21 protein-coding genes are annotated in these 26766 nt (G+C 40.9%); 2 read left to right on the forward strand and 19 right to left on the reverse strand.

Annotated features, from left to right (window positions below):
- Positions 1-27: 27 nt before the first annotated feature.
- The 10 genes from BCU68_RS13460 to hrpB all read right to left on the reverse strand — a co-directional run bounded on the left by BCU68_RS13460 (position 28) and on the right by hrpB (position 16456).
- Positions 28-1080 (reverse strand): ABC transporter ATP-binding protein, encoded by a 1053-nt coding sequence (locus BCU68_RS13460; protein ID WP_102565260.1) that lies wholly within the window; start codon positions 1078-1080, stop codon positions 28-30.
- Positions 1080-2729 carry an iron ABC transporter permease gene (locus BCU68_RS13465; RefSeq protein ID WP_102565261.1) on the reverse strand — a complete coding sequence of 550 codons (1650 nt, stop codon included), beginning with the start codon at positions 2727-2729 and terminating at the stop codon, positions 1080-1082. Before BCU68_RS13465 ends, BCU68_RS13460 begins: the two co-directional genes overlap by 1 nt.
- Before the next feature lie 13 nt (positions 2730-2742).
- Positions 2743-3756, reverse strand: coding sequence for a Fe(3+) ABC transporter substrate-binding protein (locus BCU68_RS13470; protein WP_102565262.1), 1014 nt, complete (start codon positions 3754-3756; stop codon positions 2743-2745).
- 159 nt (positions 3757-3915) lie between these two features.
- A complete protein-coding gene (locus BCU68_RS13475; RefSeq protein ID WP_102565263.1) occupies positions 3916-5145 on the reverse strand; it encodes an ammonium transporter in 1230 nt (409 codons plus the stop codon).
- 22 nt (positions 5146-5167) lie between these two features.
- A complete protein-coding gene (gene glnK, locus BCU68_RS13480) occupies positions 5168-5506 on the reverse strand; it encodes a P-II family nitrogen regulator (protein WP_102565264.1) in 339 nt (112 codons plus the stop codon).
- Positions 5507-5713: 207 nt separating this feature from the next.
- Positions 5714-6085 carry a YacL family protein gene (locus tag BCU68_RS13485; RefSeq protein ID WP_102565265.1) on the reverse strand — a complete coding sequence of 124 codons (372 nt, stop codon included), beginning with the start codon at positions 6083-6085 and terminating at the stop codon, positions 5714-5716.
- Between the two features lie 172 nt (positions 6086-6257).
- Positions 6258-8855: a bifunctional aconitate hydratase 2/2-methylisocitrate dehydratase gene (gene acnB, locus BCU68_RS13490; protein ID WP_102565266.1), complete on the reverse strand. Its 2598-nt coding sequence runs from the start codon at positions 8853-8855 to the stop codon at positions 6258-6260.
- 306 nt (positions 8856-9161) lie between these two features.
- Positions 9162-11447, reverse strand: a complete 2286-nt coding sequence (locus BCU68_RS13495; protein WP_102565267.1) for a patatin-like phospholipase family protein — start codon at positions 11445-11447, stop codon at positions 9162-9164.
- Positions 11448-11534: 87 nt separating this feature from the next.
- Positions 11535-13946 (reverse strand): penicillin-binding protein 1B, encoded by a 2412-nt coding sequence (gene mrcB / locus BCU68_RS13500; protein WP_102565268.1) that lies wholly within the window; start codon positions 13944-13946, stop codon positions 11535-11537.
- Positions 13946-16456, reverse strand: a complete 2511-nt coding sequence (hrpB, locus tag BCU68_RS13505; protein ID WP_102565269.1) for an ATP-dependent helicase HrpB — start codon at positions 16454-16456, stop codon at positions 13946-13948. The genes mrcB and hrpB overlap by 1 nt, the downstream gene beginning before the upstream one ends.
- Positions 16457-16643: 187 nt before the next feature.
- Between hrpB and BCU68_RS13510 the strand changes: the two genes are divergently transcribed.
- Positions 16644-17414: an AraC family transcriptional regulator gene (locus BCU68_RS13510; protein WP_102565270.1), complete on the forward strand. Its 771-nt coding sequence runs from the start codon at positions 16644-16646 to the stop codon at positions 17412-17414.
- Between the two features lie 33 nt (positions 17415-17447).
- On the forward strand, positions 17448-18515 hold the full coding sequence (locus BCU68_RS13515; RefSeq protein WP_157935200.1) for a phosphatase PAP2 family protein: 1068 nt from the start codon (positions 17448-17450) through the stop codon (positions 18513-18515).
- 58 nt (positions 18516-18573) lie between these two features.
- On the opposite strand, the gene BCU68_RS13520 is transcribed toward BCU68_RS13515, so the two are convergent.
- From BCU68_RS13520 to BCU68_RS13560, 9 genes are read right to left on the reverse strand one after another with little or no spacing between them, the layout of a single operon-like run.
- Positions 18574-19593, reverse strand: coding sequence for a tetratricopeptide repeat protein (locus tag BCU68_RS13520; RefSeq protein WP_102565272.1), 1020 nt, complete (start codon positions 19591-19593; stop codon positions 18574-18576).
- Complete coding sequence (locus BCU68_RS13525; RefSeq protein ID WP_102565273.1) at positions 19593-20534, reverse strand: type II secretion system F family protein; 942 nt, start codon at positions 20532-20534, stop codon at positions 19593-19595. Before BCU68_RS13525 ends, BCU68_RS13520 begins: the two co-directional genes overlap by 1 nt.
- A 5-nt stretch (positions 20535-20539) precedes the next feature.
- Entirely contained in the window at positions 20540-21511 is a 972-nt protein-coding gene (locus BCU68_RS13530) for a type II secretion system F family protein (RefSeq protein WP_102565274.1), read from the reverse strand.
- 8 nt (positions 21512-21519) lie between these two features.
- Positions 21520-22992: a CpaF family protein gene (locus BCU68_RS13535; RefSeq protein WP_102565275.1), complete on the reverse strand. Its 1473-nt coding sequence runs from the start codon at positions 22990-22992 to the stop codon at positions 21520-21522.
- A 49-nt stretch (positions 22993-23041) separates the two neighbouring features.
- A complete protein-coding gene (locus BCU68_RS13540) occupies positions 23042-24265 on the reverse strand; it encodes an AAA family ATPase (protein ID WP_102565276.1) in 1224 nt (407 codons plus the stop codon).
- 9 nt (positions 24266-24274) lie between these two features.
- Positions 24275-24742, reverse strand: a complete 468-nt coding sequence (locus BCU68_RS13545; protein ID WP_102565277.1) for a TadE family protein — start codon at positions 24740-24742, stop codon at positions 24275-24277.
- A complete protein-coding gene (locus BCU68_RS13550; protein WP_102565278.1) occupies positions 24742-25164 on the reverse strand; it encodes a TadE/TadG family type IV pilus assembly protein in 423 nt (140 codons plus the stop codon). The genes BCU68_RS13545 and BCU68_RS13550 overlap by 1 nt, the downstream gene beginning before the upstream one ends.
- Complete coding sequence (locus BCU68_RS13555) at positions 25161-26477, reverse strand: TadE/TadG family type IV pilus assembly protein (RefSeq protein ID WP_102565279.1); 1317 nt, start codon at positions 26475-26477, stop codon at positions 25161-25163. The genes BCU68_RS13550 and BCU68_RS13555 overlap by 4 nt, the downstream gene beginning before the upstream one ends.
- Positions 26478-26492: 15 nt before the next feature.
- Positions 26493-26759, reverse strand: a complete 267-nt coding sequence (locus tag BCU68_RS13560; RefSeq protein WP_102565280.1) for a hypothetical protein — start codon at positions 26757-26759, stop codon at positions 26493-26495.
- Positions 26760-26766 lie beyond the last annotated feature (7 nt).

Raw genomic sequence — 26766 nt, forward strand, 5'->3', positions numbered from 1 at the left:
GGCTTTTTTTAACAAACGAATAGCACTTTATTGGTGACGATTGTTATTGGTATAAAAAGCTAATATCCCGTCCGTTTCAATTTTCACCGTTACTGATTGCCCGACATTCAACATTTCTGCAGAGGTTGCGATAAATTTATTCCCTTCACTCTCGATAATATAACGACAATGCTCACCCATAAACTGTCGCTCTAATACCGTTATACGGCTTGCCTTGGCGATGGATAATTGGATGTGCTGAGGTCGAAGTAATAACTCACACTCCTGCCCCTGCGCTATATCATTTTGAGACTGCGCTTCGATAATACCAAACTGAGTATCAAACTCTGTTGCAGCTCTTTTCACTGCGGGTAAATAGCTGCCACCACCTAAAAAGTCGGCAACAAATTGACTTGAAGGCGCATAATACAGCTCTGCAGCACTCCCATATTGCTCAATAACGCCATGGTTCATCACTGCCATTTTATCAGCAAACGCAAAAGCTTCTTCACGGCTATGGGTGACAAAAATCGCTGTCACACCCTGCTTTTTAAAAATCTTCCTAATCTCGCTAATTAACTCATGGCGCACTTGAGTATCTATATTTGAAAATGGTTCATCGAGCAACAATAGATCGGGCTTACAGGCTAAAGAGCGTGCAATGGCGACTCGTTGCTGCTGACCACCCGATAGTTGGTGAGGATAACGCAGACCAAATCCCGTTAAATGTACCAGCTCCAGCATTTCTAAAACGCGGCTGGTTTGCTCTTTTGGGCTTAATAAACGCAATCCAAACGCGACATTTTCTTCGACCGTTAGATGGGGAAATAAAGCGTAATCTTGGAAAATCATCCCGATATTACGCTCCTCTGGTGCTAGCCAAGTTTCCGCATCATCCATAGTGACACCGTTCAGTTTCATTACGCCATGACTCAGTGGTAACAACCCTGCTATTGATTTAAGTAACGTCGTTTTTCCACAACCACTTGCGCCCAGTAAGCAGACAATTTCATCATGCTTTACCTGCAGTGATAGTGATTCTAATATGATCTGTTGATCGTATTCACAGGTCAGGTTTTCAATTGATAATGCGCAGTTCATCAATGGCTTTTCTCCAAGGAGCGGTTAACGATAACAAGAGGGATCAGCCCGACAAGTACAAGCAATACCGCCGGCATCGCAGCCAATTCTAGATGTTCATCTGATGCATAGTTAAATACATAAGTCGCAAGGGTTTCAAAATTAAATGGGCGTAATAATAGTGCCGCATTTAACTCTTTCATTGATTCTATAAAAACCAATAGCATCGCAATCAATACACCACGCTTTATCAATGGAAAGTGAACGCGGCATAACATCTGGGTGGTATTGCAACCCATAGTACGTGCAGCCATATCTAAAGAGGGGGAAATTTTATTTAAACTGCTTTCAATACTGCCAATGGCAACCGCTGAAAAACGTACAACTAAAGCAAAAGTAATGGCAAACATAGAACCAGAGAAAATTAGCCCAGGTCGACCCCAGTCCATCGCTTTGGCAATATCATTGACCGTATGATCCATCGTCAATACCGTTACCATCACCCCGATGGCTAATACTGTGCCAGGGACGGCATACCCCATCGATGAGCCACGCATAAATAAATGACTCAAACGACTTGGGCTTAATCGATGATAAAAATTGACGACAACAGCAAGGATAACCCCTATCACTGCTGCTGTTGTTGATACCTGTAAACTATTTAAAGCAAACTGCTTAAACTCGCTCGTCCAGCTTTGCTCAAAATATTGGAAAGCGTATAAACAGAGTTGCAAAAGTGGCAATAGAAATGCGATACCGACCAACCCCCAGCACCAAATCAGTGCAAACCATTTTTTCCAGCCTGTTAAGGTATAACGAAAATCTTCATGACTGCTAAATTGGCTTTGAAATAGTTTCTGTTTGCGTCGGCTATAGCGCTCTGCACTTAATAGCAATAAGACAATTATAAGCATAATAGCGGATATCTTCGCCGCAGCTGTTAAATTTGAATAACCCAACCACGTATCATAAACAGCAGTAGTTAACGTACTAACAGCAAAGTAGTTCATCGTGCCAAAATCACCTATCGTTTCCATTGCAACCAGGGAAAGACCCACAGCCATAGAAGGACGGACAAGCGGTAATGATATGCGACGAAAGCTTTTCCACGGTGAGCATTTTAATAAACGAGCAGATTGCAGTAACGATACACTCTGCTCCATAAAAGCCGCTCTGCATAAAAGATAAATATATGGGTAGAGTACTAGCGCTAGGACAATAGCTGCACCGGTTAATGTACGAATATCAGGAAACCAGTAGTCGCCGGCTTGCCATCCCGTCAGGTCGCGTAAAAGTACTTGGATGGGACCTGCAAAATCAAACCAATCAGTAAAGATATAACCCACTATATAGCCCGGCATGGCAAGCGGTAACACTAGTGCCCACTGCAACCACTTCTCACTCGGTAAGCGACACATTGCCATCAACCAAGCGCTCGGTATTCCAAATACAAGCGCAAGTAGCATGACAGCAAGGACCAAAACTACCGTATTGTAGGTATAGGTAAACATCACAGTCGACATTAGGTGACTGAATATATCGTCAGTCTCACCTATTGCAGTATAAAAAATCGCTAGAATAGGAAAAATCAGCAGTGAAGTTAGAACTCCGCTACTGATTTTCCATAATGCATTTTTTTCTTTCCCTTTAAAGTTAGGGATATGGTTCATCTTTTCAGCTCAATTAAAGGTCAAACTTCACTTCATCTAGCAGACGAATAGCCGTGCTATGGTATGAAGCGATGTCATCTAAAGATACCGTATCCGCTTTGAAATCACCCCATGAAGCAACTAAATCTGAACGCTTAACGCCTTCTTTTACAGGGTATTCAAAGTTATCTTCTGCATACATTTGTTGAGCTTTTGTATCGGTTAAAAACTCCATCAACTGAATAGCATTAGCTTTATTTGGTGAGTATTTTGCCAGTGCCATACCACTAATATTGACGTGTGTACCCTCTGCATTTTGGCTTGGAAAGTTAATATAAACGGCATCCGCCCACACTTTTTGTTCCTTGTCATTAAGCATCTTACCTAGGTAGTAACTGTTTCCTAATGCGTAATCACATAGCCCCTCTTTAATCGCTTTAACTTGAGCGCGATCGTTACCTTGTGGTTTGCGAGCTAAGTTTGCTTTGACCCCTTCAAGCCACGCTTTGGCTTCCGCCTCCCCTTTATGGGCAATCATGGCTGAAACTAATGACACGTTATAAGGGTGTTTTCCACTGCGAGTACACACCTTACCTTTTAACTCTGGGTTAGCGAGATCAGCATAGGTAAAGTCATCACTTAATTTACCAACACGATCGCGAGAAGTATAAATACTGCGCGTTCTTAATGTTAAAGCAAACCACTCATTATCATCGCCTTGATACTGTGCAGGAACATTTTTTTCAATCAATTCACTACTTACTGGCTGAACTAAATCTTTGCTTGTTAATTCAGCTAAACGACTAATATCTGTCGTTAAAACAACATCTGCAGGGCTGTACTCTCCCTCTTGAATAAGCTTTTCGGCAATGCCTTTTTTAGCAAACTTCACATTAACCTTAATACCAGTCTCTTCGGTAAAGGCTTTAAACATAGAAGCAACAAGGAAGGGTTGACGATAGGAGTAGACATTGACCTCTTCAGCAGCGAATACGGCTGAAGGTAATACGCTTGCTGCCAGTAAATAAAGGGGGAGTAGTTTGTTCATTAAGAGCCTTCCTTGAATATGCGAATTGTAATGATAATGTTTATCATTTGTATCATTATATTCAGCCCATTACTATTTACAAGCTTATAAATAAAAAAAGCTGCTACTTTAAAAGTAGCAGCTTAATCTTTATAAGATAAGTAACTTAAGGTTTAATCATTACTTTGTAGTAACGAACTCTGGGTAAGCACCAACACCACAGTCGTGCATATCCATACCTTCAAGCTCTTCTTCTTCTGTTACTCGAATGCCAATCGTTGCTTTCAGTACAGCCCAAACCGCAAGACTTGCACCAAATACCCAAGCAAAGATAACAACTGCACCAAGTAGTTGCGCGCCAAATGTTGCTCCATCGTTGCTTAGTGGAACCATCATTAGACCGAAGAAGCCACATACACCGTGTACAGAGATTGCACCAACTGGATCATCAATCTTAACTTTATCGAAAGCAATGATACTAAAGACAACCAATGCACCAGCACCAATACCAACCGCAACAGCCATTAGTGGCGATGGAGAACTTGGGTCTGCAGTAATAGCAACAAGACCAGCAAGTGCACCATTAAGAATCATTGTTAAGTCCGCTTTGCCCCACGTTGTCTTACACACTAATAAAGCAGCGATGGCACCAGCAGCAGCAGCAGCGTTCGTGTTTAAGAATACTTGACCTACCGCTGTTGCGTTTTCAGCGTCAGATAGCATGAGTTGTGAGCCACCGTTAAAACCAAACCAACCAAGCCATAGGATGAATGTACCTAAAGTAGCAAGTGGCATGTTTGAACCTGGAATTGGGTAAATTTGACCTTGCTTACCGTATTTGCCTTTACGTGCGCCAAGCAGTAACACACCAGATAGCGCAGCAGCAGCACCAGCCATGTGAACAATACCAGAGCCAGCAAAATCACTAAAGCCTGCTTCTGCTAGGAAACCACCACCCCATGTCCAGTAACCTTCTACTGGGTAAATGAATGCCGTTAAAACAACCGCAAAAATAAGGAAAGACCATAACTTCATTCGCTCAGCGACTGCACCTGATACTACAGACATTGCCGTTGCTACGAATACTACTTGGAAGAAGAAATCTGCTTCTAATGAGTGAGTTGCGCCATCATCTTGAGTTCCGATTAATGAACCAAATGAAGGTAACCAACCACCAGCGCTATTATCTATGTACATAATGTTGTAGCCGACAACTAAGAAAGTCGTACAAGCAATAGCATACAAACAAAAGTTCTTAGTTAAAATTTCTGTGGTATTTTTCGAGCGAACTAGACCAGCTTCTAACATAGCAAAGCCAGCTGCCATCCACATGACTAACGCACCTGAAATAAGAAGGAAAAAGGTGTCTAGCGCGTAGCGAAGTTCAATGACTGTTGTTGATAATTCCATAATATAATCTCCAATCCCTATCTTAAAGTGCTTCTGAATCCATTTCACCAGTACGGATACGAACCGCCTGACTTAGGTCATACACAAAAATTTTACCATCACCGATTTTGCCTGTGTGTGCAGCTTTGCTTATCGCTTCAACGACACGGTCAACATTATCTGCGTGTGTAGCGATTTCTAGTTTCACTTTTGGTAAAAAATCGACTTGGTATTCAGCACCACGATATAACTCTGTGTGCCCTTTTTGACGACCAAAGCCTTTAACTTCAGAGACTGTCATACCTTCAACACCAACATCTGCCAGCGCTTCACGAATATCATCAAGTTTAAATGGTTTTACTATTGCATTAATAAGTTTCATTGCCTTCCCTCTGCACACTAAGTTTTAACTCACTGTCTATAACTAATCAAGTTACGTGCCAATAATTAAACTATTGAATTTAAAGGTCTTTATTTGATTTGGGTAATTTAGATAAAAAAAACGCACCGTTATGGTGCGCAAGGTTCACTATATTAATGCAATTAATTGTATGCTCACCAATAAAGTGCAGAGCGTTACTAGGAATGATTAACGGTAACCAGTAAACTCTTTCCATTGATCGATCAATGACTCGAAATCTTCAATTCCACAACTTGCCGTGCTCTCACAATTATAGAAATCAAACTCACTGCCTTCTTCCATTTCTTCATCACTATTAAGGCTATTTTCCTCAACAGTGACTTCATCGGCACTAATCATCAAACTAATTTCACGTCCAATTAAACGATGTTCTTGTCCCATTTGCTTTTTAGCCATATCAATCAGATCGGTAACGTCGTCAATTTTTCTGGGTGTTTTACCTATCTCTTCTTGCAACCAACGACCGACAATCTCATGACCCATACTGCACTTTACGTAGTACTCGCCCATTAAGGTATTACGTGTAAATTGAAATTCCATCGCCGTTCGCCATATAAAATAAGAAAATTAGCCGGCTATTATAGCGTAACCACTGATAAAAAATAAAAAAAAGAGCCTATTGAATAAATCAATAAGCTCCTTGATTGCATACTACTGATCTCTATCGTAATAAACTCATCACGTCTATTTAATCAGCATCCTTTCCCCACGATTAAGCGGGTTCTTGGAAGATAACCTCTTGCGCTTTTTCTGTGTACTGCTCCATACGATGGAAGTTCAGATAGCGATACGTATCCGCTGCTGTCGCATCCAATTGCTGTGCATACTCTAGATACTCTTCCATCGTTGGTATACGACCTAAGATAGCACCGACTGCTGCTAATTCCGCAGAAGCTAAGTAAACATTCGCACCAGTACCTAAACGGTTCGGGAAGTTACGAGTTGAAGTAGAGATAACTGTCGCTTTATCAGCAACACGCGCTTGGTTACCCATACATAGTGAACAACCCGGCGTTTCAATACGTACACCAGCGCGACCAAAGATCCCGTAGTAGCCCTCTTCCGTCAGTTGGTCTTTATCCATCTTGGTTGGTGGAGCAATCCATAAACGTGTATCAAGCTGCCCCTTGAACTTATCAAGCAGCTTACCTGCAGCGCGGAAGTGACCAATGTTAGTCATACAAGAGCCAATAAAGACTTCTTCAATGCTTGTACCAGCAACATCTGCCAATAAGCGAGCATCATCAGGGTCATTAGGTGCACATAGAATAGGCTGATCAATCTCGGCTAAGTCGATTTCGATAACATGAGCATAGTCAGCATCACTATCTGCACTCATCAAGTCTGGTTTATCTAGCCACTCTTGCATTGCTGTCACGCGGCGCTCAAGCGTACGACGATCGCCATAACCTTCAGAGATCATCCACTTAAGCATAACAATGTTTGAGTTCAAGTACTCAGAAATTGACTCTTCTGATAACTTAACCGTACAGCCTGCAGCAGAGCGTTCTGCCGATGCATCCGATAGCTCAAATGCCTGCTCTACCGATAGATGTTCAACCCCTTCAATCTCTAATACACGACCAGAGAATTCATTGATCTTACCAGCTTTCTCAACGGTTAATAGCCCTTGCTTAATCCCATAGTAAGGGATCGCATGAACAAGATCGCGCAGGGTAATACCTGGCTTCATTTCACCTTTGAAACGTACCAAAATTGACTCTGGCATATCCAGTGGCATCACGCCCGTTGCAGCAGCAAAAGCCACTAAGCCAGAGCCGGCTGGGAATGAAATACCGAGAGGGAAACGAGTATGAGAGTCACCACCAGTACCTACAGTATCAGGTAGTAGCATACGGTTTAACCAAGAGTGAATAACACCATCACCAGGACGCAGTGAAACGCCAGCACGATTCATAATGAAGTCAGGCAGTGTATGGTGTGTATTGACATCAATCGGTTTTGGGTAAGCGGATGTATGACAGAAAGATTGCATCACAAGATCAGCTGAAAAGCCCAAACACGCTAAATCTTTCAGTTCATCACGGGTCATTGGTCCTGTTGTATCTTGAGAACCAACCGTCGTCATTTTAGGTTCACAGTAAGTGCCTGGACGAACGCCAGTAACACCGCACGCTTTACCAACCATCTTTTGCGCTAATGTATAGCCTTTGCCTGTATCTTCAACTTCAACTGGACGACGGAAAACTTCCGATGCTTCTAGCCCTAATGAAGTACGAGCACGATCCGTTAAACCGCGACCAATGATCAGTGGGATACGACCACCAGCACGCACTTCATCGATCAATACTTCTGTTTTTAGACCAAACTCGGCTAATACATCTCCAGAAGCATGGTCACAAACCTTACCGGCAAATGGATAAACATCAATAACATCACCCATGTTGAGCTTAGTTACATCCACTTCGATAGGTAATGCACCCGCATCTTCCATCGTATTGAAGAAGATTGGCGCAATTTTGCCACCAAGTACGTAACCACCTGCACGCTTATTCGGTACACATGGAATATCATCGCCCATGAACCATAAAACAGAGTTTGTCGCTGACTTACGTGATGAACCTGTACCAACTACATCACCAACATAAACAAGCTGATGACCTTTTTCTTTTAGTTGTTCAATCTGTGTGATTGGACCGATTTCACCCGCTTGATCTGGTTGAATACCTTCACGTTCATTTTTTAGCATCGCTAACGCATGAACAGGAATATCAGGGCGAGACCATGCATCAGGAGCAGGAGAAAGATCATCGGTATTCGTTTCACCGGTGACTTTAAATACGGTTAAAGTAATCTTCTCTTGTAAGGCTGGCTTAGATAAGAACCACTCGGCATCCGCCCAAGATTGCATGACTTGCTGTGCGAAGGTATTGCCTGATTTCGCTTTTTCTTCTACGTCATAAAATGCATCAAACATAAGAAGTGTATGAGATAGTGCTGTCACTGCAATTGGAGCAAGCTCGGCATTATCTAACAAAGCAATAAGAGGCTGAATATTATAGCCACCTTGCATTGTACCTAATAACTGAGCTGCCTTTTCAGGGCTAACCAGTGGTGAGCTCACTTCACTTTGAGTGATCGCCGTTAAAAAACCAGCTTTAACATAAGCGGCTTCATCGACACCTGGTGGAATACGGTTTTCTAATAGATCAAGAATAAAGGCTTCTTCACCTTGAGGCGGAGTTTTTAGAAGTTCGACCAAACTAGCCACTTGATCAGCGTCTAGTGGTTTAGGTACAACTCCTTCAGCAGCACGCTCTGCGACGTGTTTACGGTAAGCTTCAAGCACGACTTTTCCCTCTTATTACGGTCCCTTCACTTAGAATTAAATGAAGTAAACATCCTTGGAAATTTGGCTATCCATTGCCATGTCATCAAACAATATTGTGGGTATGATGAGTCATATTAAGTGATAAATAACACTAGATGAACCAATCTATGGGTGGCAGAATAGCAAGTTTAACGATAAATGAAAATCTTATCATCTTAACCAACATAGCAAGTTAAGCGAAATCCACTCTCTCAGTGCCACTGCTATCCTGTTTTTCTTAATAAAAAATAGCTTATATAATATCAACTGCAATAAGTACGTTGCTTAATTGAATGTGGTACCAATAATTAAGTAAAACGAACTAAAGTTATTTTCAGTTTGTCCATATGAGAAAATCATCGGACCAATTAAAGAATCAATGCCAACAAATACTGATCCTGCTGCGTACATTGGCGCATCTTTGAATTTCACATCAGATCCGGTCCATACACCGCCATACTCAATGGAACCACCGAGATAAATCGGCGAAACAAATAAGCCGAAATCATTTTCCGCCAATCGATAGCGATAAACTAAACTGCTAAAGGCAGAATTACTCCCGATCAAGCTATCATGGGGAACACCAGACAGTTTAAGAAAGCCCCCTAATGAACGAGGATTAATCAGTAAATCTGTCGACTCATTCATCACCACACCATAATCCATATTTGCAACAAGAGTATGACGCTGGTAAGTATGTGCGGCAGTGAAAGTCATCGAGATTTCTGAAACGGTATCTGTTGTTTTGTAATTCGTACCATCTTGCGCTTTATCATTCGATAAAAGGTAATCAATATCAAAATATAAGCCACTTGTTGGCAAACTAAAACTATCTAATGTATCTAAGCGGTAATTAGCAAAAACGCCTTTACGTTTAAATTTCGCATCAGTATAGCCACCCGAACTGACACTACCATCGGTATAACGCCCACCGATTTTAAACTCTTGCCACAGCGTTGGTTGATAGCCACCAGCCACTTCCAGCATGAAGTCTTTATAATTAAAAGATAAATATTCAGAGCTAAGATCCGTAGAATTGTCATCACGAATAATGGCATTATGGCGTTCACTGTTATACTCCACACTCGCTAAGGTAAATAGCTTTTGATTAAATAGTGATGGGCTGTATAACTCTAATTCCAGGTGCTTATCGGTACCAATATCCAGATTCGCTCTAAGCTCTGCGCCTCTGTCATTTAAATTGGTAAAGTTGGTTGATACCCCAAATGAATATTGGCTAGTCGTATTAAAATCATCTTCTAAAAAGAAGCGAAAGTCAGCGTAGTTAGGTCCCCAAGATTTTTCTTTTACATTGATGTAGAGATCCGTATTGCCATCACTTTGATCATAGCGATAAGTAATAAGTTCAAAGCGGTCTAATACATAAAGTGCTTGGATGCTCTCTTCTAATTCTTTAGTGCTTAATCTCTTTCCTGGTTCAATATTTAAACGATTGGTAATTAACTCATCGCTGTAGTGAGTATTATTTTCCACAAAAATGCGATCAACCACATTCTTATCACCATAATGTAAGTGCTTTTTTACACTCTGTTTATGATCAATATAAGCTTGATATTGCGCACTATTAACGGATAAATCTTGTAGTTTTTTGATATGTTCATAAGCGACTTGATAGCCTGCTAAGTACGCCTCTGGCATTTTAGCAAACTCGGTTGTTTCCATGGATCCAACGTTTGGCTTAAGGTAAACATCTTGGTTAATTAAGTTTTTTGATTGCTCTTTTGTACTACGACGTACTAGGTAGTTTGATAACTGATCAGCGACCGCTAAGAAGTTATTAAAATCCTCTTTGCTTTTGTAATCAGTACTAATATCCACAGCAATAACAATGTCGGCTCCCATCGCTTTGGCGACATCAACCGGCATATTATTCGTTACGCCACCATCGACTAACAAATGCCCATTGAGCTCATAAGGAGGAAGCGCGCCAGGTACGGACATGCTTGACATCATCGCATCAACTAAAAAGCCCTGATCAATAACGACCTGCTCAAGGTGTACAATATCGGTTGCCACTGAGCGATAAGGAATGGCTAAGTCATCAAAGGAGTTAAATGCGGGGAGGTTCCCTGTTGTTTCTCGCAAAATACGCAACATATTCTGCCCTTGAACCACACCTTTAGAGGCTTTGAAACCATCTAAACCAATACCAAGATCGACATTAAGTTGATAACGATCTTCATATTCTTTGTCTCGAACACGGCGTTGACTACGATTAACCTTATCTCGATAACCACTATTCCAGTCAACGCTATGGATAAAACTTTCTATTTCATCGGCACTCATCCCCGTTGCGTATAAGCCGCCAACGTATGCTCCCATGCTAGTCCCTGCAATGTAGTCGACGGGAATATTGAGTTCTTCTAACGCTTTTAAAACACCAATATGAGCCGCACCTTTTGCTCCACCACCAGCAAGAACCACACCTATCGTCGGTCTTTCTAAATTTTGATGATACTGATCAGGCGTAGCTAATAATGTTCGGCTAAAAACAAGACCACAAAAGGCAAGTATGCAATAACATACTTTCATATAACGATGTCGCTTCATTTCACATCAACCCTTAATTCAAATATCCATTTCGTTATCATTACAGGCAATTGGGGTAACTAAGCATTACCTGTCACTGGCATTAACCTACCATGAAAATAAGTCAACTAACCATTGTTGCGGTTTATTTTCACAGCTTTGTTTCATCTGTCCTTTTCTATCCCAAACTGGGAGCTTAAAGTCATTTTTACAATCTAACATTAGCCCGCCACCCACATCTTTTTTAAAGCCAAGTGTTGTGATCTGCTGTGGCCAAGGAAGTGTTAGAGGCTCTGGAATGCGTTTTTTTAAATAGTCAGCATAAACTCGCAGCGCACCGCTAGAACCCGTTAGATTGATTGACTTATTATCATCACGACCTAGCCAAATAGTTGTCACCTCACGACCATCGACCCCAACAAACCAACTATCTCGGCTATCATTACTTGTACCGGTTTTTCCGGCTAACCCCGCCGAAGCAAAATTGTGTTGTAAGAATCGTCCCGTTCCCTCGGTGACCCCTTTTTTCATCGCATAAGTGGTTAGCCAAGCAGCCTGTTGATCAACGGTTTGACTGACACTTGGTAAAAATTGATAAATCACTCGACCGTCGTTATCAACCACTGCACTTAATGCCGATAGTTTTGCCTTTTTCCCTGAATTAGTGATGCCTTGATACATTTGCGCTACCTGATATGGCGTCAGTGAAAATGCACCTAAGAACATAGAAGGCACTGGGCGTATCTCTTTTTTATCAATACCAAGCTTTTCTAACGTTTGTGATACCTCTGGAATACCAAGCGCCATTCCTAGCCTAACCGTTGGAACATTTAATGACCGAGCTAGTGCTTGATAAAGAGGCACATCACCACGAAATTTACGATCAAAGTTTCGCGGCGACCACTTCGTTCCTTGATTTCCTTGTAAGTGTAAAGGCGTGTCATCTAGCGTTGAAGCCAGTGTGTATTTATCCGGCTGAGCTAAAGCGGTTAAATAAACTGCCGGTTTAACTAGTGAACCGATTGGGCGACTGGCATTCAATGCGCGATTAAAGCCATCATAACCGGCACGTTTTCCTCCGACCATTGCACGGATCTCACCACTATGGCGATCAACGGCAATCGCTGCAGCTTCTAAATCACCACCCGCTCTTTTGGTTAGATTAGGAATGGTACCTATAATCGCTTTTTCTAGTTTCTCCTGCGAGACCGGGTCAAGTGATGTGAAAACCCTTAGCCCAGTACCCGAATGAAACTTATTACCCACTTTATTTCGTAATTCACGTTTTACTTGCTGAAAATAGGCTGGCTGGCGACTGGCAATTTTTATATTAGCCTGAATATCTAATGGGCGATTAACCGCTTGCTCATACTGCTGGGCGCTTAAAATATTTTGCTGCATCATTAAGCGCAAAACTAAGTCACGACGCGCCAATGCACGTTCAGGGTGACGAGCAGGGTTATAATAAGAGGGTCCTTTAACCATACCAACTAACAGCGCTAACTGATCGACTCTTAACTCTTGAATCGGCTTACCAAAATACAATCGTGCAGCTAAACCAAAGCCATGGATCGCTTCATTACCACTTTGACCTAGATAAACTTCATTTAAGTAGGCTTCTAGAATTCGATCTTTGCTGTAACGGTAATCGATAATCAAAGCAATAAAGGCTTCTCTCACTTTGCGCCAGAGCGTTCTCTCTCTTGATAAGAATAAGTTTTTCGCCAACTGCTGAGTTAATGTACTACCACCTTGTACGGTACGCCCTGCTTTTGCATTTGCAGCAAAGGCGCGCACAATGGCAACGGGTGAAACGCCACCATGCTGATAAAAATTACGATCTTCTGTTGCTAATAATGCATCAACCATCACTTCTGGAAACTGCTCCCTACGCAAAAATAATCGCTGCTCATCACTGTCTTTTTCCAGCATTCCTAGCATTTTAGGATCGATGCGTAAGTAGCCCATATCACGGTTACTTTCTAAAGATTGGATTCGGTTTAGTCCTGAGCGGTCAAAGTGCAACATGACATGACGATCGGGCTCTGGTCCATCTATAAACTCAAAAGGACGACGAACGAGTTCTATCTTTGTTGCTGACGAGGAGTACTCACCGGCGTGCCTTGGATGCCCGACCTTACGATAATTAAGCACATCTAACTCATTACGTACTTGTTGAATTGCCACACTGTCACCAGGAGAAAGCGTTAGTACGCGCCCATAGACCACCGTTGGTAGCTCAAAGAGCTGCCCTTCAAACTTTTGTTTTACGACAGAGTCTAAATACAGAGTAACAAAGACACAGATAGCCAGCACAGTTAGAGCCAGTTTCCACGCGACGCCCCACAGCATATTTAACCAATGGCGTTGACCTGCCTTTTTCTTGGTGGTTTTCTTTGCTGGCTTACGCTTCGCTGCCGGTTTCTTTGCGGTTGCTCGTTTCGCAGGTGCTTTTTTTGCTGCCGGAGACTTTTTAGGCGCAGGCGTTTTTTTTCCTGCTGTGACTGTTTTTATACTCATTAATTTAATTGTCGTTTTGTTTTTGTGGTCGCGATGTGATTCGCAGGATCATCGGGCCATACGTGCTTAGGGTATCGACCTTTCATCTCTTTTTGGACGTCTTTATAAGAACCACGCCAAAAACCTGCTAAATCCTGGGTCACTTGTAATGGGCGCTGAGCTGGAGATAGTAACTCAAGCACTATTTTTACTCTTCCTTGAGCAATGCGGGGTGAATCATGCTCACCAAAGACCTCTTGCATTCTAACCGACAGCATAGGATCGACACCGATTTGGTAATGGATCTTCTTTCGACTTCCTGTAGGTACACTATGGTGAGTCGGCAACCAATCGTCTAATTGCTGATTCAAAGGCCAGCCTAAACGTGCCAATAATGCCTGAGATAAGGGGATAGACCTCAGTCCTTTAACTGAAGAAACACCGGTCATATAAGGCGCTAACCAATCAGCTAACTCTGCAAGTAAACTGTCATTATCCATCGCTGGCCAAGGCTGCTCAGGAAGCCACTGTGCACCACAACGAATACGAGTCAGTAGCTGAGTGGTCGCTTCATCCCAATGTAAACTATCAAGCCCTTTACGTCTTATATAATTGAGTAAAGCTTCTGTTATTTTTGCTTTATCAGGCTCAGGCAATCGCTGTTTGTCGATAATAATATGGCCAATACGTTGCAATTTTTCTGCAATTAGACGACCACGTTTTTCATCCCAATCAACACGCTCTTCACTGATAAATTGTTCGGGAAAGAAAGCTTCTAATCGTTCAATATCCAATTCACAAGCTAAGAATATTTGGCTTGCTCCCTGTTGTGATCGCATCAAATCAATCGCGATGACATAACGGTTTTGCGCTAAAGGTTTTCCTTCCGCAATGAAAGCCCCATGGCCATTTGATAAAATAAAACCACTCGATGAGTCACCCGAAGAATTCGATCGCAGTTGTGCCACTCGATCTGGAAAAGCCAAAGTAAGTAACATTGCAACCAAAGAAGTATCAACTAACTGAGGCTTAAAATGAACATTCAGTTTATTCGATAAGGATCGGATGCGCTGTTCGACCAGACGAGCATTTATATGAGAGCCTTGTAAAAAATGCTGGATACTATCTTGAAAGTCAAAAACGCTTCTTTCTGGCTCTTCAAGTAAAGCGGCAACAAGTATTGATGTGTGCAACCATTGAGGAACAAAGCGCTCATTTAATGATACTTTATCTGCCACTCGAACCAGCATGCTGCCAACTCTAGGTTCAAGCCCTAAATGGTACGCCTTTTTTCCCTTTGCTGTTAACTGCCCAATCGGGTACTGAGAATCGGGCTCAACAAGCTTAAGCGTATGCAATAAATCCTGAGCTTGTTGCCACGCTGAATTCGCAGGAGCATCTAACCAGCTAAGAGTCGTCGCATCACGAGCTCCCCAGTAAGCTAACTCCATGCTAAGCCCTGTTAAATCGGCTTGCATAATTTCCGGTAAAGGAACCATCGCTTGCTGTTTGAGTTGCGCCTCACTGTATAAGCGAACGCAAATACCTGAATCTAAACGCCCTGCTCGCCCTGCCCTTTGCTCAGCAGAGGATTGGGCAATGCGCACCTGCTCAAGACGAGTGATACCTGTTTTTAAATCAAACCTTGCTACTCGTTCAAAACCAGAATCCACCACTAAGCGTATCCCCTCAATGGTTAGTGAGGTTTCCGCAATATTTGTCGCTAACACCACCTTTCTTTTACCATGCTGACTCGGAGCTATCGCCTTTTGTTGAGCTTGCTTGGTTAGCTGTCCGTAAAGAGGATAAATATCAACCTCTGCTGCTAAGTGTTTTAATTCTTGAGCGACTTGTTGGATGGTATTAACGCCGGGTAGAAATGCTAATAGCGAGCCAGTCTCATTAGCAATTAAAGCCTCTATATGTCGAACCATACAAGGCACTAAACGCTCATTCACCTTCATTGGCTGATAACGATACTCGACTGGATAGCTTCGCCCTTGAGATTCAATATAGGTAGCACTAGGCAGCAGATCACATAATGCGCCTTGATCGAGCGTGGCAGACATAACAACAATGGTGAGATCATCTCGTAATGCCGCTTGAATATCTAAACTCAATGCCAGTGCGGTATCTGCGTGAATACTACGCTCATGATATTCATCAAAAATAACCATACCAACCCCTTCTAGCTCGGGATCGGATTGGATCAGGCGCGTCATGACTCCCTCAGTCACAATTTCAAGTTGAGTATTACTACTCACTTTTGTTTCACCACGAATGCGAAAACCAATGGAATCACCAACCGATTCACCAACCTGATCCGCTAGGTACTGAGCGATGTTTCTAGCAGCTAAGCGACGTGGTTCAAGCATGATTATTTTGCCTGCCACTTTGCCTGACTTTATAAGTTGCAAAGGAAAGTATGTTGATTTACCAGCACCAGGTGCAGCTTTTAAAATAACCTGTTGGTAAGAATCAATGCTTGATAGTAGCTCTGGCATTACCGCTTCAATTGGCAATTGTGACAATGGAGGAAACCTTGCAATAAAAATAGATGAGGGAAAGTGCGGTTATAGTACCTAAAAATAGCGGATAAATGCACTTTAAGCTCACAGTCATTATCTCAAATCAAATAATTAACCTTGGCACATTCTCTTTTGCCATCTAGGCTTAAAATCAGCACCTTAGTTGCCTGGCTAAAAATTGGAGAGTGTAATGAATGAAACCTTGATAGGTAAATGGATTGGACTATCAACCTCTTACCTACCTAGAGAGGTTGCTTCTATTTTTGAAACCTATTTTTATATACAAGAGTATGGGGATGATGTCTCAATATTAAGTCACCCTAAGGTTGAGTTTTGCTTTTTCTTTTACGAAAAAAACACGAGTATCTCTTTATTACAAAGCGCGATATACGTCAGCAAAAATCTTGATAAAAAACTAATCCTTATTCACCAAGGTGAGCTACCTGATAGCTTATTAAAAACTAACTCTATCTACGACTATTGCGATATTAATAGCGTTAATATTATCCAATGGATAGAGCAATTACGCCATAATCTTAGCCAATACTTTGTCATCTCAGATTCTATAAAACCAACAATTGATCAAGTATGTAAACTTGATCAAAAAACACATTTTTTTAATAAAGATATCAGTGACATTCTTCACTACATTGATACAAATTTAGACCAATCACTTAGAGAAGAAGATGTTGCTAATTACTGCCACTACTCAGTTACTTACTTTTCTAAAGTCTTCCATCGCTCTATCGGTATCACCTTTCGTGACTACGTTATAGCGAAAAGAATTGCGATGGCAAAAAAAAGACTGATTGAGAATCATAAAACCAAAATATCATCCATTGCTTACCAGTGCGGATATCGAGATGTTTCCTATTTCTCTCGAATTTTTAAGAAGAAAACGGGAGTATCTCCTGGAATATACCGACTTAATCATACAAACAGTGTGCATATTGATAATTAGCGTATTAATAATAACGGTAAGGATGCGTAGATCTTGAAAGAAAACATCAATAATGGATTTAAAAATATAACCCTATTTTTAGCCCACGAATTATCCAGAGATAAAGTCATCTATTGGACAACATTCATTTCAACGGTTTTAGCCGTAAGCCTCTCTTTTATTAGCGGGGGAGACATTCCATATAATGCCAACCAATACCTTAATGTACTGGTTGAAGCTGGCTTTATTACCTTGGTCATATGGTATTGCTACTATTATCTACGCCTTCTGTTTAAATTACATCCAACCCCACTTCGTGCCTTGTTTTTACAATTTAAGCTCTTATTCACGCCTTATTATCGCCCTATTTATCTAGCGCTGATATTTGCTTGTATTGGTGTTAGTTTATCTAATTTTACTTTTGTTAAGGCGAATATCCCTTTCCTTAACCCTTATCAATATGATCTCATTTTTTCTCAACTGGACCAAGCATTACATTTTGGTTATCAACCTTGGCAATTAACTCACGCTTGGTTTTCCAGCATATATGCAAGTTTGACTATCAATATCGCCTATAACGCTTGGTTTTTTGTTATGTGGGTAACCCTCATCTTCTTTATTTTTTATCGCAAAAACGATCACTTACGTAAGCAGTTCTTACTGTGCTTTTTTCTCAGTTGGTTTCTCATTGGAGGCGGTATGGCAACAATTCTCTCTTCCATGGGCCCCTGCTACTTTGAGCAAGCAACTAATTCCAATTTATATATACCACTGATGATAAGACTATCAGAACAGAGTGCCATGCTAGTTGAAAATGATCACTTGCCATTATGGGCTATAAATACCCAAAAAGATCTATGGGTAAGTCATATCAATCAAAGCGGAGGTATCGGCGCTGGTATTTCGGCGATGCCAAGTATGCATGTATCGATTGCAGTATTAATTGCTATCAGCCTGTTTAAATTGAATAAAACCCTTGGAGTAGTCGCGTGGGGATATGCTATCTTAATTCAAATTGGATCTGTCCATTTGGGCTGGCATTATGCTGTCGATGGCTATATTAGTGCGATTATGACTTCGCTACTATGGTTAATTATTGAAAAAAAGATCCATCAATTATAGGGCTAACTTTTCATCTGATTATTATACTATTTCACAATAATTAACATCACAGATTACTTTAAGGTGTCGCTTGACTTCTTACTTCTGAAAGTGCTCTTTCTAAGTTTTCATTCGCAACTTTATAATACGAGGGATTCTTATCAATAGCTTGCTGCAAGTAAGGGATAGCCTCTTCTGGCTTACCCTGTAATATCAAAAAATATCCAACATTATTCAATGCTTCAGCGGCACCTACTTGTTTAGTAAAGACATTAATCGCTCGCTTAACTTGACCTTTAGCTAAATAAATAAGAGCTAAATTGTTCTGTGCCTTTTCATTATTGGCATCTTCTTCTAAAGCCGACACCATAAAGCGCTGAGCTTGTTGATAGTTACCTGACATATAATACGAATAGCCTGTATTGATTAAAGCATTAACTGAATTCGGTGTTATATCAAGCGCTTTAGCATAAAAAGATTGCGCTAAACCATGCTTACCATCGACATCATATAAAATGCCAATCCCCATATAAGCTTCGCTTGGTGATGCGGTATCAACAGATAAATCTGCTACTTTGGCAACGATCGATGAGCTTTGTATATCAATACTTTTACCACTTTTTAAACGAATCTGATCGGCATTAATTGCTCGATAAAAGTAACTCTTGGCCTGGTCGACTTTCCCTGATTTTAAATAAATGCTACCGAGCTGCTCTAATACTTGCTCATTGTTTGGGTTGGCTTTTACCGCTAATAAATAAGCCTGCTCTGCTAAAGAGTAGTTTCCTTTAGTTTGATGAATACGACCAATGTTATATAAGGTTTTATCTTGATACTTCGCCTCTGGGAACTCTAAAGAACGAAGATATTCATACAGTGCTAAATCGGTATTATTACTTTGTAATGCAGTGTCACCACGCATAATCGCCTCCTTCTCATTTAAAGGAGGCGCCTCTGAGCTTAACGTATCAACCGGCTTACCATTGTAAAGTGGGTCATTAAATGATGCTCTTTCTGGCTCTGATGCACAACCAAACATCAAAATGATGACTAGCCCAGAACAAAGCTTTATAGATCGTAATCGCATTGTTAACTCCATTATTGAAATGCATCAGATAAACTAATCAGGGCTGGCCCCACCGCAACAATAAAAAAGCAAGGCCAGATGAATAATAGTAGAGGGAAAATCATTTTTGTTGGGATTTTTGCAGCTATTTCTTCCACCGCTTGATTGCGTTTATCACGAAAGTCTTCAGTATAATCACGTAAAGTTTTCGATAAACTACCACCTATACGCGAAGCATGAGAAAGCATACCGACCAAACCTTGAATTTCGACCAGCCCTGTACGCTCAATCATCTCATCAAATGCTATTGGCATTTCGACCCCTGCTTTCATTTTTGCGCACACAGTCAGTAGCTCACCGGAAAAGTCAGGATGAGAAATTACAATCTCATCACCAACACGACGTAAAGCCGCATTAAAGCCTAAACCTGATTCCGTACATACCACCAGCAAATCAAGCGTATCAGGTACTGCTGCGCGCATTCTATTCTGCCTTTTAGATACCAACTGAGCCAATATGATATTAGGTAAGAAGAGACCAATAGCAATAGAGGCAATAATAAGCAATTGACGAAAAGCGATATCGGGATAGAAGAAATAAATAATTGCCGCTAAGCTTACACCTGTAATTATTGTAAATAGCTTTATTGCATAAAAATAAGATGGTGCCGATTGAGCATAATAACCAGCATGCATAAGCTTTTGTTTTATGGACGCTCGTTCTTTACTACTTTTAGGCGCCGTAATAGGAGATAATGACTCCAGTGTATTTTCTAAACGTGAAGAACGATTGTTGGTTTGAAAGTTATCTTTGTTACGTAACGTACCTAGCTTCATTCTAAGCGGTGATCTGGATGATAGGAATAGGCTACCAAGAATAAGTACAAATAAGCTTACTGATATTAATATCATAAGTAATATTAGCATCTGTTTATCAATGTTGATATTTGCCAACCATCGAAGAATATCGTCCATAACAATCACACCTCAAAGTTAACGATATTACGTATCCATACCGCCCCTATAAATAAACTAACGACACCAAAACTGATTAGCTTAATACCTCGCGGATCTTTATATAATGGCTCAACAAAGGTTGGATTAAAAATCGTCAAACCAAAAAAAAGAACAAAAGGGGAAAGAACTAATATCCAGGCTGATAAACGACTTTCAGCTGAAATGGTTTTAATTTTTCTAACCAGTTTAAAACGAGAGCGTAGGACAGCTGACACTTTATCCAGGTTTTCAGATAAATTACCACCGGTCTCCTTTTGCAATAAAACAGCACTAGAAAAGGCCAACATAGAAACGGTTGGAGTACGATCTGCCATCTGCATAATAGCCAAACGTATATCATAGCCATAATTAAGGAGATTGAAGGTATTCTTAAACTCAACGCCAATTGGAGCTGGCATTTCATTACCCACCTCATTAAAGGCTTGAGTAAGAGGCTGACCCGCTTGGAGCATTCGACGAATAATATCCAAAGCTTCAGGTAGTTGCTCTTCAAATAGAGCCAGCCTTTTCGATATTTGGCTTTTAATATAAAAATAGACTGCAGCCAATACTGAAATAAAAGCAACAATCGCCAAATAAAAAGGCTGCCCAAGGGCTAATAAAGTAATCGCAAATACTCCGCCTAAAAAAAATGATATCCCTAATGCCTTGCCTAAGGACCAGTCTAACCCTGATAGCTCTATTGATTTACGCAGCGAAGAAAAAAATGAGAATTTAATTAATTGACGATCAATAGGCGATAAACCCTTTAAGTAACGTTCATTAAGCAATGTTTTACTTTCTTCATCTAAAGTTGAGTGCGCCTGCTTCAGACGTTCGGCTAATTCACTGTGCTTTATTTTTGAGCCTGCTGCTGGCAGTATTAACGCTTGAGAGATAAAAACCACGGCAAAAAAGAGCAGTACAAGGAAAAAAGTAATATCATCAAATTCCATAATCGCCTCTACGAATTGGTTTCATTAAATACTTCAAATGGAATATGGCATCCTCGCTTAGACAGATGATCATGGCAACTAGGTACAATACCCGTTGAGGTGTAATACCCTTGAACATTCCCATCTTCATCTAACCCTCGCCGATTAAACTTAAACAGTTCTGACATTGTAATCACTTCACCTTCCATGCCATTAATTTCACAGATACTTACCATCCGACGCTTACCATCTTCTTGGCGCTCCATTTGTACAACAAGGTGGATAGCGGAAGCGATTTGTGCTCTTAAATTTTTGGTTGAAATATTCCAACCCGCCATGGAAAACATATTCTCAACTCGACTCAAAGCATCACGAGGGGTATTGGCGTGAATCGTTGCCAGTGAACCATCATGCCCTGTATTCATTGCCGCTAACATATCAACTGCTTCACTGCCCCTCACCTCACCAAGGACAATACGATCTGGTCGCATACGTAGTGAGTTTTTAACCAATTCTCGCTGCCCTATTTCCCCTTTACCTTCAAGGTTAGCTGGTCTTGTTTCCAAGCGGATAACATGGGGTTGTTGTAGTTGTAGCTCTGCTGAATCTTCAATGGTAATAATACGTTCGTCCTTAGGGATAAAACCAGAGAAAATATTGAGCGTCGTCGTTTTCCCAGAGCCAGTACCTCCAGAAATCAAAATATTCATTTCACCCTTTACGGCAGCTTCAATAAAAGTAGCCATGGCTTCTGATAAGGAATCAAAAGCTAATAGGTTATCCATAGTTAATCGGTCAACAGCGAAACGACGGATAGAAAGTGAGGGACCATCTAGCGATAAGGGAGGTATAATGGCATTAACACGCGAGCCATCTAATAAGCGCGCATCAACCATTGGTGATGATTCATCTATACGTCGCCCTACTTGGCTAACTATGCGATCAATAATATTACGTAAATGACGTTCATCAAGAAAAGTATAAGGCGTTACTTCTAGCTTACCGGCACGTTCAACATAAACGCTTTTAGGGCCATTCACCAAAATATCTGACACGCTTTTATCGTGCAGTAAAGGCTCTAGTGGTCCTAGCCCAAAGACCTCATCTTCTATCTGATTAATGACCCGTTTGCGCCCTTCAGCACTAAGAGCATGCGCTTGATCATCCGCCATTAGTTGTATGATGGCATCATGCAGATCTTTTTTGGCTCGACCTTTCTCAAGACTGGCTAGGAGACCTAAATCTAACGTTTCTAATAAACGCTTATGATAAAAGTGTTTAATTTCTAATTCTTGCTCTAGTTTTTTTCTATCGATATCAACTGCATGCTCTCGTGCATCAATTTCTCTTTGTTTTTTATCGATACTTGGTTGCTCTGTTATAATCTCTTTCTCTGGTTCAAGGCTAGAATCTCCACTAACTAAATCTGTCTTTTCTGTCTGCTCAGCCATCATGATTTTCTTTTGCAGATTCGTGTTTACATTTTTTCTTTTAAAAAACATACCGCTTCCTTAAGTATCAATAACATGATGAATATTGAATGTATTTTCTCTACGAAAACATTCGAGTTAACCAACCTTTAGGCTTATCTTGTGCTGGCAACTGTTCTTGAGAAAAAGAGACGATAGCTTTGGTTAAAGCGCTATTCTTTTTGGTCATAGTAAAAGGTTGACCAAGATTGCAACTCTCAGACGCAACTTTAAAGTCATTAGGCAATAGCTGGATTGTAATATCTTTATCGAACGTCTCTTCAATGTGCTTCAAGGTTATAGACTGATGTTTATCAAAACGATTCACCAAAATAGTCATTTGGTCTTTCGTCAAACCAAAGTCAAAGGTAAGCATGTTAGTAATTTTCGTAATGTTTTTTATCGCAACTAGATTTTGCTGAGTAACAATAAATGCTTTTGTCGCTGGAGCAATAACACACGAAAACAGCCGGTCAACACCACGAGACAAGTCGACAATGACGTAGGGATATAACTCTCTGAGTATAGGTAACAGTGGCCTAATTTGCTTAGCTTTATCATAATTATCATCACTATTATCTTGCATAAAACTTAGTGTATGTAATCCACTAGAGTGTTTAGTCACTAAACTATCGAGTGACATTTCATCTAAATCGGCAACATTCACAATAGCATCTGCAAGACCATAAGCTGGTGATAGGTTTAAATAGTCATCGATAACGCCAAACTGTAGATCAAGATCGAGTAAAAGCACATCACCAGGGTAGTGAGTCGCCATTTCAACAGCGGAGTTAACCGCGACTGTTGAGGCACCGGATCCCCCTTTAGCATTAATAAAAACCAATAATTCACCAAGGTTACGACTTGCGATCTTATCATCCGCAATGCTCTTCAGTAGCGGTAATAAATCATCTATCTCAGCATCGGCGGAGATAAAGTCGGCAGCCCCTAACTGCAAGGCTGTTTTGAGAGCAGTGCTATCACTTTCATCACCAAAAATAACTAAAAGTGCTTCATGTTTATGGCTTACATTATCAACATCAAAGCCATGCATTTTAATAATACTTTCAGCCCAAAGTTCTTGCGCCTCAACCACAATAAGATCGGGTGGTGAAAAAGATTTAAATTTAGAAGCTGTAACGCTGTCCATTGGTACTAAGTTGAGGTTCATGTTATTGCATTTTTCAAGCTCACTTTTAATATGAGATTGAAAAGCATCACTCGAATATAGAATCCAAACGGTTAAGTTTGTTTTAAGCCGTATCTTTCCTTGCTTGTTTGCCATAGATAAAACCGATTCAGACATATACCTTCCTTAACACCCCGTAACACCACTAGAAAACGCACCTAAACTTTCACTTGGTATCGTTGTTTCAAAACTTGGAATAGAGACGAGTCCACTACTTCCTAAAAAGTTAAGTAGTGATATAAATTGATAATTTAAACCTACCGCGCGCGCGCGAACAAAGCGCACATTATTTTTTGATGGTGATGCTAATACCGCGCCATTCACATCTAAATATTCAACTTCAATTCCGCTGATCCCACTAACTAAGCCGTTATTAGCAGCAATGGTGGCAATAGAACTGCTTGAGCTAATTGGGCATACCGCTGCTAACCTTGCTGCATGCCGAGTTGACTCGTTAACGGCTTGCAAAACGAACATGAAATAACCAATAGAAATAATTGAAAATATGAGTAAAAATAAAACAACCGATGCCCAAGTAAACTCAATAATTGCTAAACCTTGCTGTTGCTTACTACGATTTAAAGTATATTGCATTAGAAAATCCTCATCACTGAAGAAGAGGTCATCGGCACTGATAAAGAACGATTACTTATTGGTAAACTTGATGCAAATGTAGGCAAAAATGTATAACTCGCAACAATGCTAACATATTGATTATCAGTACAATTAATTACAACATCGCTAACCTGCCAATTACGTAATTGTGCTGATGTTCCATTGACTGAACCAAAAACCACAACTTTCTTGATATCCTCAATACGATTATTAACTGGGCCACACCCTGCTGCATTCGTTTGGGTTGAAGCATACCTTGCACCTATCCTTACCGACTTATTTAAGGTATTTAGCTCTAGCATCATGCGTGAAACCTCAATGACAGCAACCAACAATAACAATAACACTGGTAATGCGATCAGCAACTCAAGCGCAGCAAACCCCTTCGAAGGTGAGTTCATGATCCACCTCCAACTGAATTAGCATCTTTAAATAGTACAATTCGAGTTACTCCGGTATCGGTATCATTTTCAGATAAACCGCCTTCAACAACATGGCAATGATCGATAAATTCACCAAAGATACTCTGCTGCCCCTTGCTACTACTTTCTTTCTTGCCACTATTTCCGTTGTTATCATTAGTTTCATCAGCGCTTGATGCCGTTGATGTACCTTCATAAGCATAACGTTGAATCAAGAAAAAACACCCAATGCTTGTTACGGTAAACTCGGTTTTACCACCATTACCTTTGGCTGTAGTATTAGATGAATCACAATCTAAAATAGGCACTGGCAATACTCGTCGCCAAGCAGAACCACCATCGGTGCGACACTCTTCATCGGCTAAACAACTTACCGTTTCTGTCTTATAAGTTTGGTAAGTCAATTTGTCAGCATCGGTCGATTGATTATAGTCGGCTAGATTATCAAGTGTGATTTCGGTTTCTGGCTCAACAATAATTAAGTCAGGAGCGTAATACACACCATCAAGTGTCTCCCCAGTAAATCGACTATCAATACTCCCTGTTGGACCAACAGCATTGCCCGGCTCTGTTGAAATCTTATCTCCAATAGTAAACACTGTGCTATTTCTGCCTACCAGAGCATCACTGACATCACTTTTACCATTGCCTACATCTAATAGATGAAAGTTACCCGAACCTAACCCACCATCATCGGACTGGCTGCCCGATTTAATTTCATACACAGTTCCTGAGGTGTAACCTGCCGGGCCAGCTTCATCACCTTCACACATACCAATAGGGAGTACATTTGAGGTTTCATCAATAAAAGCGGGACCAGCGACTGTACTTGCTGACACATTTTTATCTAAGTTAAAAACCTGTAAGAAGAAACTAGTTATCTCTAAACCTAGCACCTGAACCCTGACATAAATTCGCTCCGATGAGAGAGGGAACGTTGAGGAAAATGTTGCTGTTGGCGAGTCTGCATATTGAATAGAGAGTGAGTGCAAACCGCTTTGCTCATCAGCTAATGCAATTTCATCATTGCCAGAAGATGTCATGATTGTCTTATAAGCCTCTATAACACTATCTTCTGTTTCATTTTTCGTTTTGAGGGTATTCGCAATTGATGCACCAGCTAAAGCTGCAGAGTCAACCGCATTTTGTAGACGTGTTTTATTAACTACCAGATGGTTTACATCAATAGCAAAAGCTGCAATGGCAATAAATGTTAACATAGCCATCGTCACCATAATTAAAACAAGCCCCTTTTGTCGGCGGACTTGATAGCGAGCATTGATACGTCTCATAATGAGTCCTTAGGGTTATTGTGCAAACCCTTCTAGGAACTGGCTATCACTTCCATTAAGCTCTGAATCTGACTTCCCTGTGTAAGTATGATAAGCCCCTTCCATTCTTTCCCCACTGCCGGTAGGAATAACATCTACGTTATCTTGCGTTGCAGTAAGGTCATATGTTTGTTGTGCGCGCATATTTGCAACATGGTGCCCTAGCTTTGCATTATTATGAGCGCAACCTAGTAAAGAAAGTATAGCTAACATTAGCAATATTGGCTTAATTTGAGTCCACATATATGTA

The organism is Vibrio sp. 10N.286.49.B3, from assembly GCF_002873395.1.
In the GTDB taxonomy this organism is placed as follows: domain Bacteria; phylum Pseudomonadota; class Gammaproteobacteria; order Enterobacterales; family Vibrionaceae; genus Vibrio.

Bases quoted from the DNA above. Each gene is read 5' to 3' on its own strand.
- BCU68_RS13460 (WP_102565260.1), bottom strand. From the start codon at position 1,080: ATGAACTGCGCATTATCAATTGAAAACCTGACCTGTGAATACGATCAA.
- BCU68_RS13465 (WP_102565261.1), bottom strand. From the start codon at position 2,729: ATGAACCATATCCCTAACTTTAAAGGGAAAGAAAAAAATGCATTATGG.
- BCU68_RS13470 (WP_102565262.1), bottom strand. From the start codon at position 3,756: ATGAACAAACTACTCCCCCTTTATTTACTGGCAGCAAGCGTATTACCT.
- BCU68_RS13475 (WP_102565263.1), bottom strand. From the start codon at position 5,145: ATGGAATTATCAACAACAGTCATTGAACTTCGCTACGCGCTAGACACC.
- glnK (WP_102565264.1), bottom strand. From the start codon at position 5,506: ATGAAACTTATTAATGCAATAGTAAAACCATTTAAACTTGATGATATT.
- BCU68_RS13485 (WP_102565265.1), bottom strand. From the start codon at position 6,085: ATGGAATTTCAATTTACACGTAATACCTTAATGGGCGAGTACTACGTA.
- BCU68_RS13495 (WP_102565267.1), bottom strand. From the start codon at position 11,447: ATGAAGCGACATCGTTATATGAAAGTATGTTATTGCATACTTGCCTTT.
- mrcB (WP_102565268.1), bottom strand. From the start codon at position 13,946: ATGAGTATAAAAACAGTCACAGCAGGAAAAAAAACGCCTGCGCCTAAA.
- BCU68_RS13510 (WP_102565270.1), top strand. From the start codon at position 16,644: ATGAATGAAACCTTGATAGGTAAATGGATTGGACTATCAACCTCTTAC.
- BCU68_RS13520 (WP_102565272.1), bottom strand. From the start codon at position 19,593: ATGGAGTTAACAATGCGATTACGATCTATAAAGCTTTGTTCTGGGCTA.
- BCU68_RS13525 (WP_102565273.1), bottom strand. From the start codon at position 20,534: ATGGACGATATTCTTCGATGGTTGGCAAATATCAACATTGATAAACAG.
- BCU68_RS13530 (WP_102565274.1), bottom strand. From the start codon at position 21,511: ATGGAATTTGATGATATTACTTTTTTCCTTGTACTGCTCTTTTTTGCC.
- BCU68_RS13535 (WP_102565275.1), bottom strand. From the start codon at position 22,992: ATGTTTTTTAAAAGAAAAAATGTAAACACGAATCTGCAAAAGAAAATC.
- BCU68_RS13540 (WP_102565276.1), bottom strand. From the start codon at position 24,265: ATGTCTGAATCGGTTTTATCTATGGCAAACAAGCAAGGAAAGATACGG.
- BCU68_RS13545 (WP_102565277.1), bottom strand. From the start codon at position 24,742: ATGCAATATACTTTAAATCGTAGTAAGCAACAGCAAGGTTTAGCAATT.
- BCU68_RS13550 (WP_102565278.1), bottom strand. From the start codon at position 25,164: ATGAACTCACCTTCGAAGGGGTTTGCTGCGCTTGAGTTGCTGATCGCA.
- BCU68_RS13555 (WP_102565279.1), bottom strand. From the start codon at position 26,477: ATGAGACGTATCAATGCTCGCTATCAAGTCCGCCGACAAAAGGGGCTT.
- BCU68_RS13560 (WP_102565280.1), bottom strand. From the start codon at position 26,759: ATGTGGACTCAAATTAAGCCAATATTGCTAATGTTAGCTATACTTTCT.